The 18969-nt window shown below is 56.6% G+C and carries 21 protein-coding genes; 5 read left to right on the top strand and 16 right to left on the bottom strand.

The annotated features are described in order from the left end of the window. Positions 1 to 187: 187 nt before the first annotated feature. The 3 genes from ppk2 to SIB64_RS13785 all read right to left on the bottom strand — a co-directional run bounded on the left by ppk2 (position 188) and on the right by SIB64_RS13785 (position 3232). Complete coding sequence (gene ppk2 / locus SIB64_RS13795) at positions 188 to 1075, bottom strand: polyphosphate kinase 2 (protein ID WP_413443030.1); 888 nt, start codon at positions 1073 to 1075, stop codon at positions 188 to 190. Positions 1076 to 1158: 83 nt separating this feature from the next. Further along, complete coding sequence (locus SIB64_RS13790; RefSeq protein WP_413440769.1) at positions 1159 to 2529, bottom strand: ATP-binding protein; 1371 nt, start codon at positions 2527 to 2529, stop codon at positions 1159 to 1161. Continuing rightward, complete coding sequence (locus tag SIB64_RS13785; RefSeq protein ID WP_413440768.1) at positions 2507 to 3232, bottom strand: response regulator; 726 nt, start codon at positions 3230 to 3232, stop codon at positions 2507 to 2509. Before SIB64_RS13785 ends, SIB64_RS13790 begins: the two co-directional genes overlap by 23 nt. 148 nt (positions 3233 to 3380) lie before the next feature. On the opposite strand from SIB64_RS13785, the gene SIB64_RS13780 reads away from it, so the two are divergent. Beyond that, complete coding sequence (locus SIB64_RS13780; RefSeq protein ID WP_413440767.1) at positions 3381 to 3845, top strand: EF-hand domain-containing protein; 465 nt, start codon at positions 3381 to 3383, stop codon at positions 3843 to 3845. On the opposite strand, the gene SIB64_RS13775 is transcribed toward SIB64_RS13780, so the two are convergent. Genes SIB64_RS13775 through SIB64_RS13760 form a run of 4 tightly spaced genes read right to left on the bottom strand, consistent with a single transcriptional unit; the run spans position 3830 to position 5689 of the window. Continuing rightward, positions 3830 to 4204, bottom strand: a complete 375-nt coding sequence (locus SIB64_RS13775; protein ID WP_413440766.1) for a hypothetical protein — start codon at positions 4202 to 4204, stop codon at positions 3830 to 3832. The genes SIB64_RS13780 and SIB64_RS13775 overlap by 16 nt on opposite strands. Continuing rightward, positions 4201 to 4446, bottom strand: a complete 246-nt coding sequence (locus tag SIB64_RS13770; protein ID WP_413440765.1) for a hypothetical protein — start codon at positions 4444 to 4446, stop codon at positions 4201 to 4203. Before SIB64_RS13770 ends, SIB64_RS13775 begins: the two co-directional genes overlap by 4 nt. Positions 4447 to 4491: 45 nt before the next feature. After that, positions 4492 to 5142 (bottom strand): DUF4335 domain-containing protein, encoded by a 651-nt coding sequence (locus tag SIB64_RS13765; protein ID WP_413440764.1) that lies wholly within the window; start codon positions 5140 to 5142, stop codon positions 4492 to 4494. 10 nt (positions 5143 to 5152) lie between these two features. Then, positions 5153 to 5689, bottom strand: coding sequence for a DUF3038 domain-containing protein (locus SIB64_RS13760; RefSeq protein WP_413440763.1), 537 nt, complete (start codon positions 5687 to 5689; stop codon positions 5153 to 5155). A gap of 7 nt (positions 5690 to 5696) precedes the next feature. On the opposite strand from SIB64_RS13760, the gene SIB64_RS13755 reads away from it, so the two are divergent. After that, a complete protein-coding gene (locus SIB64_RS13755) occupies positions 5697 to 6251 on the top strand; it encodes an adenine phosphoribosyltransferase (RefSeq protein WP_413443029.1) in 555 nt (184 codons plus the stop codon). On the opposite strand, the gene SIB64_RS13750 is transcribed toward SIB64_RS13755, so the two are convergent. The 5 genes from SIB64_RS13750 to dapB form a co-directional block, all read right to left on the bottom strand. Then, a complete protein-coding gene (locus SIB64_RS13750; protein WP_413440762.1) occupies positions 6242 to 6454 on the bottom strand; it encodes a DUF2949 domain-containing protein in 213 nt (70 codons plus the stop codon). The genes SIB64_RS13755 and SIB64_RS13750 overlap by 10 nt on opposite strands. A gap of 19 nt (positions 6455 to 6473) precedes the next feature. Then, positions 6474 to 7334: an FAD-dependent monooxygenase gene (locus SIB64_RS13745; protein WP_413440761.1), complete on the bottom strand. Its 861-nt coding sequence runs from the start codon at positions 7332 to 7334 to the stop codon at positions 6474 to 6476. 353 nt (positions 7335 to 7687) lie between these two features. Further along, entirely contained in the window at positions 7688 to 7942 is a 255-nt protein-coding gene (locus SIB64_RS13740; RefSeq protein WP_413440760.1) for a high light inducible protein, read from the bottom strand. Positions 7943 to 8011: 69 nt separating this feature from the next. Next, positions 8012 to 8662: a hypothetical protein gene (locus SIB64_RS13735; protein WP_413440759.1), complete on the bottom strand. Its 651-nt coding sequence runs from the start codon at positions 8660 to 8662 to the stop codon at positions 8012 to 8014. Between the two features lie 11 nt (positions 8663 to 8673). Continuing rightward, positions 8674 to 9507 carry a 4-hydroxy-tetrahydrodipicolinate reductase gene (gene dapB, locus SIB64_RS13730; RefSeq protein WP_413440758.1) on the bottom strand — a complete coding sequence of 278 codons (834 nt, stop codon included), beginning with the start codon at positions 9505 to 9507 and terminating at the stop codon, positions 8674 to 8676. A 115-nt stretch (positions 9508 to 9622) separates the two neighbouring features. Here dapB and SIB64_RS13725 point away from each other — a divergent pair, with 115 nt between their 5' ends. Beyond that, positions 9623 to 13633, top strand: coding sequence for a magnesium chelatase subunit H (locus SIB64_RS13725; RefSeq protein ID WP_413440757.1), 4011 nt, complete (start codon positions 9623 to 9625; stop codon positions 13631 to 13633). Between the two features lie 397 nt (positions 13634 to 14030). Here SIB64_RS13725 and SIB64_RS13720 read toward each other — a convergent pair whose 3' ends face one another. From SIB64_RS13720 to SIB64_RS13705, 4 genes are read right to left on the bottom strand one after another with little or no spacing between them, the layout of a single operon-like run. Further along, on the bottom strand, positions 14031 to 15023 hold the full coding sequence (locus SIB64_RS13720; protein ID WP_413440756.1) for a GlcNAc-transferase family protein: 993 nt from the start codon (positions 15021 to 15023) through the stop codon (positions 14031 to 14033). 20 nt (positions 15024 to 15043) lie between these two features. Continuing rightward, positions 15044 to 15862 (bottom strand): dihydropteroate synthase, encoded by an 819-nt coding sequence (folP, locus tag SIB64_RS13715; protein ID WP_413440755.1) that lies wholly within the window; start codon positions 15860 to 15862, stop codon positions 15044 to 15046. Between the two features lie 4 nt (positions 15863 to 15866). Then, entirely contained in the window at positions 15867 to 16598 is a 732-nt protein-coding gene (tpiA, locus tag SIB64_RS13710) for a triose-phosphate isomerase (RefSeq protein WP_413443028.1), read from the bottom strand. Between the two features lie 31 nt (positions 16599 to 16629). Next, positions 16630 to 16827 (bottom strand): RNA-binding S4 domain-containing protein, encoded by a 198-nt coding sequence (locus SIB64_RS13705; protein ID WP_413440754.1) that lies wholly within the window; start codon positions 16825 to 16827, stop codon positions 16630 to 16632. 39 nt (positions 16828 to 16866) lie between these two features. On the opposite strand from SIB64_RS13705, the gene SIB64_RS13700 reads away from it, so the two are divergent. Further along, the gene (locus SIB64_RS13700; RefSeq protein WP_413440753.1) at positions 16867 to 18612 is read left to right on the top strand and encodes an ABC transporter ATP-binding protein; all 1746 of its coding nucleotides are present in this window, start codon (positions 16867 to 16869) and stop codon (positions 18610 to 18612) included. Positions 18613 to 18661: 49 nt separating this feature from the next. Then, on the top strand, positions 18662 to 18901 hold the full coding sequence (locus tag SIB64_RS13695) for a DUF6447 family protein (protein WP_413440752.1): 240 nt from the start codon (positions 18662 to 18664) through the stop codon (positions 18899 to 18901). The last annotated feature ends 68 nt before the right edge of the window (positions 18902 to 18969 follow it).

Below are 18969 nucleotides of genomic sequence, written 5' to 3'. Positions count from 1 at the left end.
TTGGCTTCAATTAAAAAGTGAATAATTGCTGCTATGTATATTTTATTGTGTAAAAGTTTAACTTATGAGAATTTGTGATTATCGCCAGCGACACCCTGTATTTTGCAAGTAATAATTTTCTTTTATTTTGTTCATTTGATAGAGCAGGTTGCTCTCAATCAGTTTTAATTTTGCGCATCGCATCACATTACTCTTTGTACGGGTAGTTATTGGGTACAAAGAATTGCTCATTAAATGGCGGACGTTTGTAATCCCCTTGTTCTGGGCGAACCGGAATGTCAATAGGAGGGGGTGTCATGTCTTCATAGGGCACTTTGCTAAGGACATGTCGCAGGCAGTTCAGGCGAGCACGCCTTTTGTCGTTTGCTTCCACGGTGAACCAAGGCGCTTCGGGGATATGCGTTTTCGAAAACATCACATCCTTGGCTTTCGAATATTCCACCCAGCGGTTGCGTGACTCGATGTCCATCGGGCTCAGCTTCCAGCGCCTCTCTTCGCTGTCGATTCTTCCCTGGAACCGCTTTTCCTGTTCATCATCGTTGATGGAAAACCAATACTTCAAGAGAAGAATGCCGTCCTGCGTGATCATCCGTTCGAACTGAGGACATGCCACATAGAACTGCTCCACCTGTTCGGAGCTGGCAAATCCCATTACTCGCTCCACTCCGGCACGGTTGTACCAGCTGCGATCGAACACGACAATTTCACCGGCACTTGGAAAATGTTCGATATATCTTTGGAAATACCACTGGGTTTTCTGCTGATCAGATGGGGTGCCGAGCGCACAAACACGGCACCCCCTGGGATTCATCGGCTCAGTTAACCGTTTGATAGCTCCACCCTTGCCAGCCGCGTCACGCCCCTCAAACAGGACGATCATTCGGTACCCAGTTGCCTTCACCCAGTACTGCATCTTGACCAACTCCGTCTGGAGCTTGGCAAGATCTTTTTCGTAAGTCGACTTCTTCAGGCGTTTGTGGTGGTTAGAAAAGCCCTCCTGGAGTTCCACAAGAATCTCCTGCGGGTTATCCACGTCCCCTTCGTGATGTTCTAGAGCTTCAACGACCGCATCCATGTCGTTCTTGTGGTGCTTGCTCACGCGATCTGAAGACCGTCTTCTGATCTCATGGCAACGGATGTGGTAAAAGCAGCGATCAATCAGCATTTCTGCACATTCGCCGATTGACTCTCCAGCTGAAACGGGATGGTGAGGGTCGTACAGAAACGGCCAGGACTCTTGGATCCTGGATGATCCACCAGCTCGAAATCCATCCTGCCGTTGTGGCGCTTCACCACGTGGCTGACGATGGCCAGGCCAAGTCCGCAATGACCCTGCTCTCCACGGGCGTCGTCTAGCCGCTGGAACGGTTGAAGAGCGCGCTCCCATTGATCCCTCGGCATGCCTTCCCCTTGATCCCAAACTTCGATTTGGAAAGCATCGTTGTTCTGACTTAGGCGCACCACTACCGGTGCTGCGCCATAGGTGAATGCGTTGTTAATCAGATTGGCGACGGCTCGGCCCAGTGCAACAGGGCGAACCCGAGCATGGATTGGTTTTAGATCGAGTTGCAGCTGATCTGGCGGATGGCTGGCCGACACCTCCGCCAGCCATTGGTCCAGCGGGCATTCCACCAATGCTTCGCTTTCGCCACCTCCGGCGTACAGAAGAAACTGCCCTGTGATCCTTTCGAGGGCTTCAAGGTCGCTGTTGCAGCGCTCTTTGTCGACTTGTTCCAGGCGAGGCATGGACAGTCGGAATCGCATCCGAGTGATTGGGGCCCTTAGGTCATGGGCAATGCCAGCGAGCATTGTTTCGCGCTCTCGACGGTTGGCACTCAGTCGTCGCACCATGGCATTGAACCGTCGGGTGAGGCGCTGCACCTCCGGTGCACCATGGGCTGGAACGGTTGGCGGATCCGAGCTTTCACCCACCCTCGAAAGAGCACGCTCAAGCCCTCGCAATGGCCTTTCCACTTCGATGAGCAAATAGGCGCCGCCTGTGACGATTAAGGCGCCCACAAGTCCAACCACCAACAGCGTCGGTTCCGGTGGCCAGGCCTGCACCATGGGCAGTTCCGCGCGAAGCCAAACCGGTTCGAGAGGCGAGATCAACTCAATCCAAACGTGACGGGTGCGGTCTGACCGTTTGGCCGGCAACAGGATTGGGCAATGGGAGAGTCGGGTACAAAGCTCCCTCTGCAGTCCGACGATTCTGTGGTCGAGATCCGGATCCTCCCGGGTCGAGAGCGGCGGGCGGATCATCACTGCCAGATCGAGACCGGTGAGCTCATTGATCAGCACCGGTGGATAGCGCTCCAGTGTGAGCTCGGTGAGACGCACATTCACCGCCAGTTCCCGGCCAAGCTGCACTGTCTGCAGGCGTTCCAGCTGTCGGCCGAATAGTGCTTGCAGTAACAGCAGCCATACGAACCAGGCGCTGAACAGCAGTCCGCTCCAGGCCGCGATCCGGATCAAAAGCCGCCACCAGTTGACAGCCCGCTTCATTTCAGCGTGATCGCGGTGTGCCATCCGGGACAAACACGTAGCCGTATCCCCAGACGGTCTGAAGGTATCGCGGCCGGGTGGGATCTGGCTCCACCAGCTTGCGGACCCGCGAAACCTGCACATCCATGCTGCGGCTATCGGTCTCACAGCCAGGACCACGGGCGAGTTCGATCAGGCGTTCGCGGGACAGCGGGCGATGTGGGTGCTGCACAAAGGAGGCCAGCAGGCTGAACTCGCCGCTTGTGATCACAACAGGCACACCGTCTTTGAACAGAGTGCGTGCGGAGAGGTCGAGGAGATTTTCACCAAAACTCACCTGGCCTCCCTCCGCAACGGGAGTTCCGGCAGGCATGGCGCTCCGCCGCCGCAACACCGCTTCAATGCGCGCTGAAAGCTCTCGTGGGAGGAAGGGTTTGCCGAGGTAATCGTCTGCTCCCTGCTCGAGCCCAATGATCCGGTCCACCGCTTCCCCGCGTGCGGTCAGCATCACAATGGGCAGATCGTCACCGCCATCCCGCAGTCGGCGCAGAGCAGTGAGTCCGTCATCCCCAGGCATCATCAGATCCAGCACAACTAGGTCTGGCCGCTGGAATTCCAGTCGTGCTTCCAGCTGCTTCACATCACAGAGGCAGCGCACGTCATACCCCTGATCGATCAGGTAGGTGCCCACCATCTTTCGCAATTCCGGATCGTCATCCACCACCCAGATCTTTGAGGCTTGGGACATGGCGTCGATGCAAATAACCGGCGATGTTTGCCGATGGTATGCAGGGTGCCGCGGGTTGCGGCATCAGGACAGACCTTGTCACAGCTGGTCCTGGAACGTTCACGTTTCAGTCATCGTCAGGGTCCGCGACCGTCCATAAGGTGTGGGCATGGCTTTCCCCTTGCGCTTCGGGGCCGTGTTGGTCCTGCTTGGAATGGTTGGTGGCCTGGGTCCTGCAATGGCTGGTCCCGGTCAGACGATGCGGTTGTACAACAACCGCATGGAAGCGTTGTTTTTGCGTCTGGATATCAATAAAGATGGTCGACTTGATGCGGGTGAACTCAAGGGACATCGGGCGTTGAGGCGACGCTTGAAACGCAAAAAGGGACGGCAGTATCTGTTAATCGATGATTTGAAGCCTTCTGCCGGCCAGCCCGGTGGGCGACGTTTGAATCGACGCTTCCACAGGGCGGATTCAGATCGTGATCAACGGCTTAGCCGGGTTGAGGCTGCGTCAATCCCTTGGCTTTCTCGGCAGTTTGAAGGGTTTGACCTGAACCGGGATGGACACATCACTCTGCAGGAGTTGTGGGAGGTACAGCGTTCCCTGGCTCCCCCTCAACGGCGACCTTGATCGGCCGGTCGGATCATCATGCTGATCAAACGCAGCAGTCGCCAGATCGCTCCGAGCATCAGCACGGTCGCGAGCAGCACCATCAGAGCGATCAACACAACCGCGCCGAGCCCAAGTAGCGCTTCGAGTAATTGCTGCACGCCGCGGATCAGATCGGCCACGGCCTCACTTACCAGCAACACCACATCAACCTGTTCAGGCAGGCGCTGGAGGCCAATCACAATGCCGACAGCAGCGGCGACCATCAGCAGGATGGCGCCGATCTGGCGGAGAAGAACCCCTGCAGGAATGCGGCGACGATGCTGAAACATGCGTCGCTGGCGTGTCGGAGATGTAGGTCGCTTCACCGGCCTGTTCATGGCACGAGGCTGTGACCGGCGCCGCGCATCCAACGTTCGAATTCGATGAGAACGAGTTCGTTCGGACAATCGATCAGGGTGAGAGTTCCAACGGTGCAATCGCCGTAACCGCTGTGGTGAAGAGTGAGGTGATAGCCCGAGCCACTGAGGCCGCAAACTTCAGGATCACTGCGCACAACTACATCCAGGGAGGCACCGATGCGGGCCACTCGTCGACGGAGATCAGACCAGCTGGCCGGCATGGATCAGCTCAAGATGTGCAAAATCCAAGCTAATTCTGGTCGCGTTCAGCGTTCCGTCAACGGGGATTTCTCGGTGTCGATTGGAGCGTCGTCGATTGGAGCATCGCTCCTCGGTCCTGTCGCCTCAACACCTTGCTGTTGAGGCTGGGGCGGCAACGGGAGAACCAAAGCGATGGACGCGGTTGCCGCAAGCGCGAAACCGCCCAGGAACGAAGGGCCGAAACGACGGCGCAGTGGGATGCGTTCCACCAGCTCATGCCGCGGCAAGGGCTGGTCAGCGGGCAGTTCCCAGGAGAGTTGGACGCGCTGATCAAGACGCAATCGATCAAGGCAGCGCACCAGATCACTGAGTTCGGCGTCGTCGAGCCGAAGCGCCAACGGATCGACACCCTCTCGGCTGCTGCGCAGTTGCAGTTGATGCGCTTCTGAATCGGGTCCGATGCTGACGAACCCCTGTTCAGTTTTGAAAGGGCGCCTGACGCCAGACAAGCAGTGGCGGGCATAGGGCATCACCACAGCCATCAAGGCTTCGAGATGTTCTCGGGTGCCTTCCAGTTCCGGAGCAGCCACCAGTTGCAAACGCCAGCCAGACAGGATGCCAATGCTGTCGTTTGTTTGGCTGGCAGATAAATCCGGGTAACCCTCAACCAGCAAGCGGGCTGCGGTTTGTTCGTAGCGATAGGTGTTTTTTTGCATTCTTTTCAGCTCAAGGAGTCGGGTCAAGCAGGGTGGCGCGCAGGCGATCAATGCCTCCAGGTCCAGCCACAAGGGCAAGGGTTCCCACAAGCTGCCGTTGAATTTCGGCACTGAACATTGGATCCAGCAGGCGCATCACCGCTCCTCGACGCGGGTTCATCCGCTCCTCCACCAGATCTCGCAGGCGTTCGTCAAGAAGGTTCCAGCGTTGTTGGGTGAGCTGGTCGGGCTCACGGCTGGAGAGCAGTTGGTGAAGCATCGGATAGAGCCGTTCCGCCATGGCACACACCAGGCAGATCAGCGATTCCGCATCGACGGGAGCCATCGGCTCCCGTCGGGTGGTGCGCCGCAGCGGGTTATGGCAACGGCGTTTCCAGAGTTCAACACGATTGGGGAACTGCGTCTGCATCCCCATCTGCTGGCTGGTCCAGAGCATGGCTTCACCGCCATTGAGGTCCAGGGCCTCAATGGTGAGGAGGAGGAGATCGAGCCGTTCGATGCCCCTGCGGCCGAGGCGGACTCCACTCTGCTGGGGGACGTCTGTCATGGCTGCGATGATGCCAGGGGTTATGCCCCTGCGTCATCAGGCTTTGGATCTTCAGCAGTACATCCGAGCGATTCCTGACTTCCCCAAGCCAGGAATTTTGTTTCGAGATATCGCTCCTCTGCTCAAATCTCCGGATGCGATGGCAGAGGCCCTCCGGCAGCTCGGAATTGTCTGTTCGTCCCTGAAGCCGGATTTGATTGTTGGGATCGAATCGCGGGGATTCATCGTTGGAACGCCTCTCGCGCAGGCTCAAAACCTGGGTTTCGTTCCGGTGCGCAAACCCGGAAAACTTCCAGGTGCGGTGATCGGCCTTGATTACGCCCTGGAGTACGGAAGTGATCGTCTGGAGATCCAGGCCGATGCCCTGAGTGGTTCACCCAGAGTGCTTGTGGTGGATGACCTCCTTGCAACTGGGGGAACCGCCTCCGCGACCGGCGCTCTCGTCAAGCAGGCGGGTGGCGAGCTGGCGGGTTATGCGTTTCTGATTGAACTGGAGGGGCTTGGAGGGCGTCAGGTTTTGGGAGAAGACGTTCCGGTGCAATCTCTTTTGCGTTACTCCTGAGTGCTTTGCCAGTCGAAGACCTGCTGCAACTGATCAAGACTCAGCAATCCGAAACTCCAGAGCACAATTGGTAGAGGGGCCTGTTCCAGTTCAGCTTGCCTTAGCCCCAGGTTCAAAGCGTTGGAACTAAGCCCTAGTCGTCGTTGCAGGAAATCCTGAAGCTCACGGGATGGGGGCTGTTGGGGATGACTGCAGACGACCATGAAGGGGAGAGATGCAGTGTCAGTTTGGCAACGGTGACAAGGCTTTCAGGGGACCGTTTGTCATCGCTCTGAGGCTGAGTCGCCTCAGTGCTCTGGAGCCTGATAAGCACTTCAAGATCAGGTGTCGCAGTGGGAGGAGCCAGAGAAGGCGATTCGAGAACAGACGCACGAGCTGATCGGTGGCCAGGCTAACGAGAAGAACATCTGGCAATCGTTTGAGTTGATAGCTCCAAGCGATGCGGTTCGGGTTTGACGGCATATTGATGAGCGCCACCAGAGTGGAGACATCCCGCCAACACAAATTGAGACCTTGTCCCCCAACGGGGTGGCAGCGGTGAGCGGATTCGCCGATCAACACCCCTCGACGGGATCCGAATTGGCGGGCCAACATCAGCTGCTGGGGAATCGCGGCAGGTTGATCGAGCAACAGATCAGGTTGGATGTCTTCGGGCAAAACCGATGCAAGCCGATCTAGGAATGGTCCAGGCGCCAAAGCGGCACGTTGCCTGCAGAGGTTTAAAGGTGCACTCCAAACAACCTGGTAGGAACCGTCGCTGAGCGGCAGGACGGCTAGCGGACCTTCCGGTCTGAAGAGTTCATAGGCAGAACCAGGCTCAGCTCCTCGAAGAGCAACTTTGGCCGTCAGGCATCCCTGTGTATAGGTATGTTCCAGGGTTTTGATCCCCCAGGACTGTCGCGTTGCGGAGCGTGGACCGTCCGCTGCAACTACGAAACGGGCCTCCAAAGGGAGTTCTGAAGGACCTCCAAGTTGAAGAACAACATTCTCAGACTGCACAAGGCGATCGAGGAGCAGCTGCATGAGCGGCCTGTGATCAAGAATCCAACCGATCGCACCATGACTACGGGACTCCGGATCCAAGTCACTTAAGGAGAAAATGACCTTTTGGTTGCAGCCCTGATCACGGAGATCGAGTTTTGAAAAGGATGTAAGGCATGGGAGAAGATCCTCCCAAAGACCTAATTGAGAAAAAAGACGGCGGCTGGAGTGGGTGATTGCGTAAGCCCGACTCCTTGAGATCAGTGCTTGAAAAGACTGAAAATCTGCCAATACAACTGAATGGGTCTTGGCGAGCGCCAAAGCGAGTAAGGCGCCGCTAGGCCCTGCTCCGACTACGTGAATTGGACATTGACGTGTAAAGGCCATCCACAAATTGTGGACGACCTTGACTGGGAATCGTGGATTTCTGAAGTGCGGATCGCTGGTTGAAGCGATCAGCCCAGACCGAGCAGACCGTGCGTGAAGGCTTCTCCTCCAAGAGCGATCTCAGTGGCCAGAAGTGCAACAAACCCGAGCATGGCCATCCGACCGTTCAGCTTTTCAGCCCTGTCGTGGAAGCCCCAGCCGCGCTCAGCTTCCACAACCTGCATGCGGGGTTCTGCTGCAAAAGCGTTCAAACGACCTCCATCCTCAGTGGTAACGGTGGCACCACGGATCACCGGAGCGGAAGCAGAAGGAGCTTGGGTCATGACTGGTTGAACACTCAATGCTACGAAGTGTAAACCAGTTTTAAGAAATGTGTAACGGGCCGGGCCAGGTCAGCGCCTGGCAAGGCGCATCTGGCAAAGCTCTTCAAACGCAGGCCTCAGAAGGAAGGGGTATTCACCCACCCACATCCGCTCTGCAGGAAGCCATGCATCGCTCAACGCCCCGATGCGTGAAAAGTCTTTCCTTTCGCTCAGGACGAGGCAGCGGATTAACGCTCCTCGCCGGATCGATTGGTGCTTTTTTTCCATTGGAAAGGCAAGGCGCCCGAGATAGCCGTCCTCGTCTTCCAGTTCCAGCAGCAGCCAGGTGCGTCGATTCTCCACAAGTTCCAACTGTCCCCGATTGTCCGCCTGTTCGTGGCGGTTCTCCACCCGTTCGCGGGTTTCCACCTCAATGACTTCTCCCTCGAAGAGAGCGGCGGCCGGATAGCGACGCAGGGTTGCATTTCGCTGGCCTGCCTGCAGGATCGGCCCCCACAACATATAAAGAAGAAAGACCACACCGGTTACAAGCCAAAACGGCCCCCAACGGCTGGTCATCTGGCTCTGACTGATCAACAGTGTGATCACACCGCCGATGGTTGCGATCATCACGCGCTGCAGGATCTCACGGGGTTTCCCCAGTGCGTTCCGGAACTGGTTGCCTGTGGCCACAGCTGGAATTAGGCGCTGCAGTTCACCGGGGCGAAGCGGAATCAGCATCGGAAGGCAAGTCAGATCAACCGTTCAAGGCCGTAAACAAGCTTGGGCAGGTCGCGCACCTTGCGCACGGTCAGAAGCACTCCCGGCATGTAGGCAGAACGATCGATCGTGTCGTGTCGCAGGGTGTAGGTCTCCCCTGGTGCTCCGAACATCACTTCCTGATGCGCCACGAGCCCAGGCAGCCGGATCGAATGCAGATGAAGACCGCTCTCTCGACGGCCGCCGCGTGCCCCTTCCAAGGATTCGTGCTCATCCACTTCGGCTGGATTGAAGCTCTTGCCAAGGTCCTCCATCAATTCAGCTGTTTTGATGCACGTACCGCTTGGCGCGTCAGCTTTCCGGTTGTGATGCAGTTCCGTCAGTTCAGCGTGGTCGTAGAAGCGGGCGGCGGCCGCAGCAGCCTGCTGGAGCAGCACCATGCCCACCGAAAAATTGGGGATCACGGCACCACCGACAGAAGCTTTCTCAGAAAACTCCGTGAGATCGCTTAACTGCTTCGGGGACAGTCCTGTGGTGCCGATGACAGGGTGTACGCCATAGGCAATCGCTGCCCGTGTGTGTTCGTAAACCACCGATGGATGGGTGAAATCCACCAAAACAGCACCGGCACCGCTGTCGCGCACCGCCTGGCTGGCTGCGCAAAGGCACCCTTCAAAATCGGAGGTCACGGCGATTTCAAGCTCCCCCAGTCCGAGTTCCAGGCCCACATCAATACCTTCCTTTCCCGGGGTGTTGTCAATCGCCCCCGCAAGGCTGCAGTCATCGGCACCCACGACGGCCTTGATCACTTCAGCGCCCATTCGCCCGAGGGCGCCGGCCACGACAACGGGAATCTGAGCGGTCATCTGAGCGCAGTAGATCGCTTCAGCCTATGGGGCTGCAGATGTAACGCCCGACCTGAAATCGTCGCAGCGCACCTTCCCTGCCCGTAATGTTCTTCACATTGCTCAAAGCCGAGAGATGTTTACGCAGGTTCGCTCCGCCGATCGCCGAGTTGCTCCTGCCGATGGTCAAAACCATCCATCCGTGATGAAGGCTGTGTATGTAGTTCTCGAACCTCAGTATCAAAACGCTCTCACACAGGCAGCAAACGCTCTGAATGCGGCGGGTGGAGACCTTGGAATTCAACTAAGTGGCTACTTGATCGAGGAACTGCGCGACGACCAAAATTACGCCGACTTTTGTGCGGACGTGGCTGAGGCTGACGTCTTCATCGCCTCGCTGATTTTCATCGAAGACCTGGCACAGAAGGTAGTGGAGGCTGTGACGCCCCACCGTGACCGGCTCAAGGCCGCCGTTGTCTTCCCCTCCATGCCGGAGGTGATGCGCTTAAACAAGTTGGGAAGCTTCTCAATGGCTCAGCTCGGTCAGAGCAAGAGTGCCATTGCCGGCTTCATGAAAAAGCGAAAGGAAGCCGGTGGGGCTGGCTTCCAGGACGCGATGCTCAAGCTCCTAAACACTTTGCCCACTGTTCTCAAATATCTGCCTGTTGAAAAGGCGCAGGATGCCAGGAGCTTCATGCTCAGTTTTCAGTACTGGCTTGGAGGAACGCCGGACAACTTGCGTAATTTCCTGCTGATGTTGGCGGATAAATACGTCTTTCCCGTCACAGATGGCGAGGAGCGTCCGCTGATGGATGTGGCGGAACCCGAAGTCTTCCCTGATCTGGGGATCTGGCACCCTTTAGCCCCCTCGATGTTTGAGGACCTCAAGGAATATCTCAACTGGACGTCTAGCCGTACCGACCTCTCCGAGAAGGCCCGTCAAGGCCCCGTGATCGGTCTGGTCTTGCAACGCAGTCACATCGTGACCGGGGATGACGCCCATTACGTTGCAACGATCCAGGAGCTTGAGTACAGGGGCGCAAGGGTAATCCCGATCTTCTGTGGAGGTCTTGATTTCTCCAAGCCCGTCAATGCCTTTTTCTATGACCCGCTCAATCCTGAGCAGCCACACGTGGATGGGATCGTTTCGCTCACCGGTTTTGCACTCGTCGGTGGCCCGGCCCGGCAGGATCACCCGAAGGCGGTCGAGTCGCTGAAGAAGCTCAACCGCCCTTACATGGTTGCCCTGCCTTTGGTGTTTCAGACCACACAGGAGTGGGAAGACAGCGACCTCGGCCTGCATCCGGTGCAGGTCGCCCTTCAAATCGCCATTCCTGAACTCGATGGAGCGATCGAACCGATTGTTCTTTCAGGACGCGATGACGCAACAGGCAAGGCGCACACCCTCCAGGATCGGGTCGATGCCATCGCTGAACGGGCCATCCGCTGGTCGTCCTTGCGGATCAAGCCGCGTGTCGACAAAAAGTTGGCGATCACGGTGTTCAGCTTCCCCCCCGACAAGGGAAATGTGGGAACTGCTGCCTACCTCGATGTTTTCGGTTCCATCCATCGCGTGATGGAGGAAATGAAGGCCAAGGGATACGACATCCAGAATCTGCCCAAAACACCCAAGGCCCTGATGGAGGCCGTCATTAACGATCCTGAAGCGTTGGAGGGAGCACCTGAACTCTCCATCGCCCATCGCATGAGTGTGGAGGAATATGAGCGGCTTACGCCTTACTCAGAGCGTTTGGAAGAGAACTGGGGCAAGCCCCCCGGAAATCTCAACAGCGATGGTCAGAACCTTCTGATTTTTGGACGTCACTTCGGCAACGTTTTTGTTGGTGTGCAGCCCACCTTCGGCTATGAGGGCGATCCAATGCGGCTGCTTTATTCCCGAAGCGCCAGCCCCCATCACGGCTTCGCTGCCTATTACACCTACCTCCAAAAAATCTGGGGAGCTGATGCTGTTCTCCACTTCGGCACCCATGGCTCTTTGGAGTTCATGCCTGGCAAGCAGATGGGGATGAGCGAAACCTGCTACCCCGATTCCCTGATCGGCGCGCTGCCGAACCTTTATTACTACGCAGCAAACAACCCTTCAGAGGCAACGATCGCCAAACGTCGAGGCTACGCCTCCACGATCAGCTACCTCACCCCGCCTGCAGAAAATGCCGGCCTCTACAAGGGATTGAAGGAACTGGGTGAACTCGTTGGCTCCTATCAGCAGCTGCGGGAAGGCGGTCGCGGCATCCAGATCGTCAACACGATTGTTGAAACAGCTCGTCAGTGCAATCTGGACAAGGATGTGGAGTTGCCAGAAGGGGATTCCTCCAGCCTTGAGTTGGAAGGACGCGACGCCCTCATCGGCGCTGTTTACCGGCAGTTGATGGAGATCGAAAGTCGGCTGTTGCCATGCGGTCTGCACACCATCGGAAAACCACCAACAGCTGAAGAAGCGATCGCGACCCTGGTCAACATTGCAGCACTCGAGCGCGAAGAAGACGGTCTGCGTTCGCTTCCGGGACTTCTTGCCGAAGCGACGGGTCGCACCATTGACGATGTCTACAAAGGGAACGACGACGGTGTGCTCGCTGATGTTGAGCTGAATCGCACGATCACGGAGACATCTAGAGCTGCGATCGGTGCGATGGTGCGCTCGCTGACCGGTCGCGATGGTCGCGTCAGCATGCGGAATAGCTTCGGTTGGTTCTTCGATTTCCTCGCAAGATTCGGCTTCAAGCTGCCTTCCCCCTGGCTGCGGGCCTGTTGCAGTGCAGGATTCATCCAGATTGATTCCACTGAGCTCGACAAACTTTTCACCTATCTGCGCTTCTGCCTTGAGCAGGTTTGTGCAGACATGGAGATGGAGAGCCTGCTGAAGGCACTCGACGGTGAGTATGTGCTTCCGGGCCCCGGTGGTGATCCGATTCGCAACCCCGGTGTGTTGCCAAGCGGCAAGAACATTCATGCCCTTGATCCTCAAGCGATTCCAACCCGTGCAGCTGTCGCCGCTGCAAAAGGTGTTGTGGACAAGCTCATTGAGCGGCAACGTGAAGATCAAGGCACGTGGCCAGAAACGATTGCCTGTGTGCTCTGGGGGACCGACAACATCAAGACCTACGGCGAATCCTTGGCTCAGATCCTCTGGTTCGTTGGTGTCAAGCCAATGCCGGATTCCGTGGGCCGCGTCAACAAGCTCGAGTTGATTTCCCTCGAAGAACTGGGCCGCCCTCGGATTGATGTGGTGGTGAACTGCTCCGGTGTGTTCCGAGATCTGTTCATCAACCAGATGGCATTGATCGATCAGGCTGTGAAAATGGCGGCTGAAGCAGATGAGCCCTTAGACCAGAACTTTGTTCGCAAGCATGCGCTGGAGCAAGCCGAGAAGGAAGGAACCAGCTTGCGCGATGCGGCCTGCAGGGTGTTTTCCAATGCCAGCGGAAGTTACAGCTCCAATGTGAATCTTGCAGTTGAGAACAGTACCTGGGAAGAGGAAGGAGAGCTGCAGGAAATGTATCTTTCCCGCAAGACATTCGCTTTCAATGCTGATAATCCTGGCGAGATGAATCAGAAGCGAGATGTTTTTGAGTCAGTGATGAAGACTGCTGACGTAACATTCCAGAATCTTGATTCTGCGGAAATTTCCCTTACCGACGTCAGCCATTATTTTGATTCTGACCCCACCAAGTTGATTAAAGAGCTCCGGGACGACGGCAAAGAGCCCACAAGCTTCATCGCAGATACCACAACTGCCAACGCACAGGTACGAACTCTCAATGAAACAATCCGCCTCGATTCACGCACCAAGCTGCTGAATCCCAAGTGGTACGAGGGAATGCTTGATTCCGGTTACGAGGGTGTGCGTGAAGTGGCCAAGCGTTTGAATTTTACTCTTGGATGGAGTGCAACAAGTGGTGCAGTGGATAATTTCGTTTACGAAGAGGCCAATGAAACATTCATTAACGATCCTGAGATGAGGAAGCGTTTGTTGGAGCTTAATCCTCATAGTTTCCGACGCATTGTTTCTACTCTGCTGGAGGTAAATGGTCGCGGTTATTGGGAAACATCCGACGAGAATATCCAGCAGCTACAGGAGCTCTATCAGGAGGTTGAGGACAGGATCGAAGGAGTTGCCGCCGATTGAACTTTCGATTAAAAGCGGGCTTCAGAGCCAGCTTTTCTGATTCTAATATTGATGTTAATCTCGTATTTTTATCTTGATTTCATTTTATCTAATTTACATGAATGTATCCGCTGCTTCAGTTGATTGTCCTGGACTGAGAAAAGCTTAAAACTTGTTCTTTCGATGGACGTTAGTTTTAATCTTCCCGTTTTCCTTTGGATCGGCTGAGAATTGCGGCTTTACGCTTACTTTGATGGAGAGGCTCTTTGATGTAGGTGTCAGGAGTAGCGTAAAGATGCTCCGGTTTGATCGCAGCTGGATTTGAAAATCTGATTGCTCCGTGGTTTTGATTCGATGGGACAATGATATTTAAGACAATGATTTAATTATTGGGATTGGTCTTGGAAGCACCTTGAACTCATGATTCGACACTTTTGAAATGACCAGCCATGGCTTCTTCGCTAATTGTTTGTCTGACGAAGTTCACCCCGGCCCAGTCTTGAAAAGCTTCGAGGCTCCGCTGACAGCCAAGGCCGTAATTGTTCAGATCGTCAACATCATCGGTTGAGGGTTTCAAGGATGCAGGGGCTTGATTCATGCTCCCTAGCAAGGTGTGCACTCGCACCAGAGAACGACGATTCAACTGGAACCAGTCACTGTGGTCTGCCCAATGCGTTGTCGATCGATCACCATTGGCGGCCAACGATTTGTAAAGGTGAAACACCAACAATTGGTGAGGGCAATAGATGTTGAAACCATGGGTCCACAACCGAACGGACATCGAGATTTCTTCACCGTAAAAATATAGTTTTGGGTCGTAGGGAACCCTCGCAACAATCTCTCCTGGGCCGAACAGAAAACCGCCGGCAACGCAGGCGCTGACGATGGGTTTATGAGGTTGCTGCTCAGGCAAGCGGTAGCGGCTGATCCCCTGGAATTTGAGGATGCCGTAGTCATCGAATCGCTGCGCTCCCATCACGGGCAATGAATCGAGTTGCAGCTGGCGGGGCAGGCGAAAACCATTCGGGTAGACGCTGAGCACGGCCGATGGATCCCTGCACTCGGCCCAGGTCTGCAATAACAGCACATCCCAGTTCGGAATAGCCCGCATGTGGCTGTCGATCTGGAGCAGAAATGCTTCCCCTTGGAACAACTTTTGCGCCTGATGTCGCGCCCAGCAGGCTCCCTGACTGTCAGCCGCGCGGGAGCGGATGATCGAAAGATAAGGGTGTTTGGGAAACGATGTCTCTCCCCATTCGGTCGGGTCACAGTCCTCAAGCTGCAGACAGATCCCGATATGAAGCCGTTCTGGATGAGCGGCCTGGTGGATCAGGTCGATCAGTGTGGCTGGAAGGTCCGGGTCTCGATAAGCCGCGATCTGGATGAAAATCGTGCTTTTTGAGTCGGGCATGACGACAGCCTGCTTCTGCCTCACCAGAGTGTGGAGGCCATCGTCAGCGTCTGGGCCATTGGCCCGACATCGTGAACCCGCACGATGGCCACACCGGCTTGTGCGCAACGACAGGCGACCGCTGCAGTTCCCCAGATGCGTGCTCGAGGGCGGGGTTCATCCAGCACGGCTCCAATAAATCGCTTGCGGGACGGGCCGACCAAGAGCGGAAACGGTTCCGAGCAGAGAATGTCTAGACCTTTCAGCAACAACAGGTTCTGGGCGTGTGTCTTGGCAAAGCCCAGGCCTGGATCCCAAATGATTTGCTCAGCCTTCACACCAGCGGCCAGGGCCGCTTCAGTGCGTTCGATCAGCCCATTGCGAACATCCTCCACAACGTCGCCGTAGTCGGTGAGCTGATCCATTGAGCGGCTGTCGCCCCGGCTGTGCATCAACACCACCGGACAACCCGCAGCACCTACCGAGCGAAGGAGGTTGGGGTCGCGGCGCCCACCGCTGACGTCATTCACCCAGTTCACGCCGGCATCGAGCGCAGCCTCCGCCACTGGTGCCAGAAAGGTGTCAACGGAGAGGAGTGCTGCAGGGAATCGCTTGCGGATTTCCCGGACAACCGGAAGCAATCGGCGCAGTTCCTCTTCCGCGCCAACGTCCTCTGCACCAGGACGGGTGCTCTGTGCTCCGAGATCCAAAACATCTGCACCCTGCTGCAGTTGTTGCGCTGCTTCAGCCACAGCGTGCTCTGTCTTCAGGAAACGTCCACCATCACTGAAGGAATCCGGGGTGATGTTGATCACCCCCATCACCGCGGTGCGCTGCCGCCAAGCCGTTGGCCAGCTCAAGGGCTCAGCTGTCTTGATAGTTGGCAATCCGGGCGAATCCCTCAGGCTTGAGGGATGCGCCGCCAACCAGCACTCCGTCAATGTCACTCATCGACATCAGCTCATCAATGTTTTCCGGTTTGACGGAGCCCCCGTACTGCACAACCAGATCCGTCGCTCCGACCCAGCTGCGGATCAGACCGCAGATCCGGTTCGCTTCCGGTGATTCACAGGTTTTTCCGGTGCCGATTGCCCAGATCGGTTCATAGGCCACAACGAGGTTGTTCGGGTCCAGCCCCTCCAGCCCCTGTTCGATCTGACGACGGATCACCCGTTCCGCTTCGCCGCGTTCCCGCTGTTCATCACTCTCACCGACACAGACGATGGGAATCAGGCCGTGGGACTGGGCTGCGCGCGCCCTGTGGTTGATCTGTTCGTCACTTTCCGAGAAATATTTCCGGGGTTCGCTGTGGCCGACGATCGAATACCGAACTTTGTGTTCCAGAAGCATCTCGGCGGAAATCTCCGCTGTGAATGCCCCCTTGGGTTGCCAGTGCACGTTCTGACTGGAGATCTCAACACAGCTCCCGGCAGCCAACTCCGCCATGGTGGACACCGCGGTGAAAGGGGGAGCCAGCACCACAGTCCTGTCATCAGGAAGATCGGTGATGAGCGGCAGGAAGGCAGCCATGAAGTCCCGCGCCTGCGCACAGGTCATGTGCATCTTCCAATTGCCGGCGATCACCCGTTTGCGCACGCCCTGATCCTCATCGGAACTGCGGGCCAACCTAGGGCTTGGTCGTTGGGTTTTCTTCCACAATGGCTTGCTCTCCACCCAGATTCACTTGATCGCCTGGATTTAGCTGACGGCCACGTCGGGTTTCCACCGCACCGTTCACGGTCACAGCTCCCGCCTGGATGTGGTGTTTGGCTTCACCACCGGTTGCGACCCAACCCACCCATTTCAGGAACTGATCGAGCTTCATCAGTCAGGGGCGCCAGAACAACATTGATACTGTGCCGCCATGTTGAAACCCTCTCAGGCCGGGTTCAGGCGGTTGTTGCCGCTTCTGCGACCCCACTTGCGTCAGCTGATCGCTGGGTTCGCCTGCATGCTCGTGTACGTGAGCAGTTTCTTGCTGCTGCTCAATCTGGCCGGGGATCTGTTCCCATCGCTGAGCTCCCGTGATCTGCCCCGGGTGATCAACTTGATTCTGCAGGGGGTGGCGATTTTTGCCGTTCAGAAGCTGGCTCAGTTCGGGATGGACTCGCTGCTTGCAGGTCCTGCGCTTCTTGTGAGCCAACAACTGCGCAGTGATCTGTTTCGCCGATTGCAGACCGTGGAGCTCGGTGCTCTGGAAAAGCTGTCAGCAGGGGACCTCACCTACAGGCTCACGGAGGATGCCGATCGTGTGAGCGAGGTGCTTTACAAGTCCATCCATGACACAGTCCCCAGCGCTCTGCAGTTGATCGCAGTACTGGGGTACATGCTCTGGCTGGATTGGAAGCTGACAGGAGCCATCGTCCTGCTGGCACCAGTGATCGTCTGGTTGATCAGCCTGTTCGGGGCCCGGGTGATGGCGGCGACCGAACGGAGTCAGAAAAAAGTGAGTGAACTGGCCGGTTTGCTGGGCGAAGCGATCGATGGTTTGCCGCTGGTGCGTGCTTTTGCTGCCGAGCCCTGGTTGCAGCAGCGTTTTGAGTCGGAAATCGATCAACATCGTCGCGCCCGTCATCGCACCTACAGCCTGGTTGCGCTGCAACATCCCGTCGTCGGGATGATTGAAGTGGTTGGGTTGTTTTCTGTGCTCGGCCTTGCGGCCTGGCGAATTCAGAGTGGGGATCTCTCGATTGCCGGGTTGAGCAGCTACCTGACCGGACTGGTCGTGCTGATTGATCCGATCGCGCATGTCACCAACAACTTCAATGAATTTCAGCAGGGGCAGGCTTCGCTTCGTCGTCTCCGCCAGATTGAAAGAGAGCCCCAGGAACCAGCGGACCCTTCGGATGCTGTTCCTCTGGGAGCGCTTCGCGGTGATTTGAAGCTGGAGAACGTCGTGTTCAGTTACACCGCCAACGACCCCGTTCTGCATGGGATCGATCTCGAGATCCGCGCTGGTCAGGTGGTGGCATTGGTTGGTCCCTCCGGTGCTGGCAAGAGCACATTGTTCTCATTGCTGCTGCGGTTCAACACCTGTCAGTCCGGGCAGATCTTGCTGGATGGCCATGATCTAAGTCGGCTTCGTGCCCGTGAGTTGCGACGTCAGGTCGCGCTGGTTCCCCAGCGCACCACTGTGTTTTCTGGAAGTATCGCCGAGGCGATTCGTTTCGGGCGCTCTGCCAGCGATGCCGAGGTGATCGAGGCGGCCAGACTCGCGAATGCTGACGCCTTCATCCGCTCCTTCCCGAGGGGGTACGACACGCTCCTGGAGGAGCGTGGTTCCAATGTTTCGGGTGGCCAACTGCAGCGCATCGCGATTGCCCGTGCTGTGCTGGGCAATCCTGCGCTTCTTCTGCTGGATGAAGCCACTAGTGCGTTGGATGCGGAGGCGGAAGCAGCGGTTCAGGTCGGGTTGCGACGGGCCATGGCCGACCGAACGGTTCTTGTGATTGCCCATCGCCTCGCAACAGTGCAAGAGGCCGATCAAATTGTCGTGCTTGAGAAGGGGTCCATCGTTGATCGCGGCAGTCACGACCAGCTGATGCATCAAGGGGGACGCTACCGGGAGCTGTGCGAACGCCAGTTCATCCGCGATCTGCAGAATCGCTGAACACCACTAAAGTTCGAGCGCCGGTCCAGACTATTCCCGGCATCGATCGATGACTGACTCCGCAGCGAACAACCCCAATCCAGTGCTCACGTTTGAGGGCAAGCGCTACGACCTCAACACACTCCCTGATGAGCTCAAGGAACTGGTCCGGGGGATGCAGGTGGCAGATGCGCAGCTGCGCATGCATGAAGACACCCTCAAGGTCCTGGCTGTCGGCCGTCAGAGCATGGCGATGCAATTGAACGAGAAACTCAAGGATGTGACCCCATTGCCTGGTGGTGAAGACTGAAATCTGAAGCTGGATAAAACCGCTTCAACATCGGCTTAAAGAAAGGGGGCTAAGTGCCCCCTTTTTGA

Source organism: Synechococcus sp. MIT S1220 (assembly GCF_047303025.1).
Lineage (GTDB): Bacteria > Cyanobacteriota > Cyanobacteriia > PCC-6307 > Cyanobiaceae > Parasynechococcus.
The sequence above is the reverse complement of the archived record's forward strand: the minus strand, read 5'-3'. Positions and strand labels throughout refer to the sequence as shown.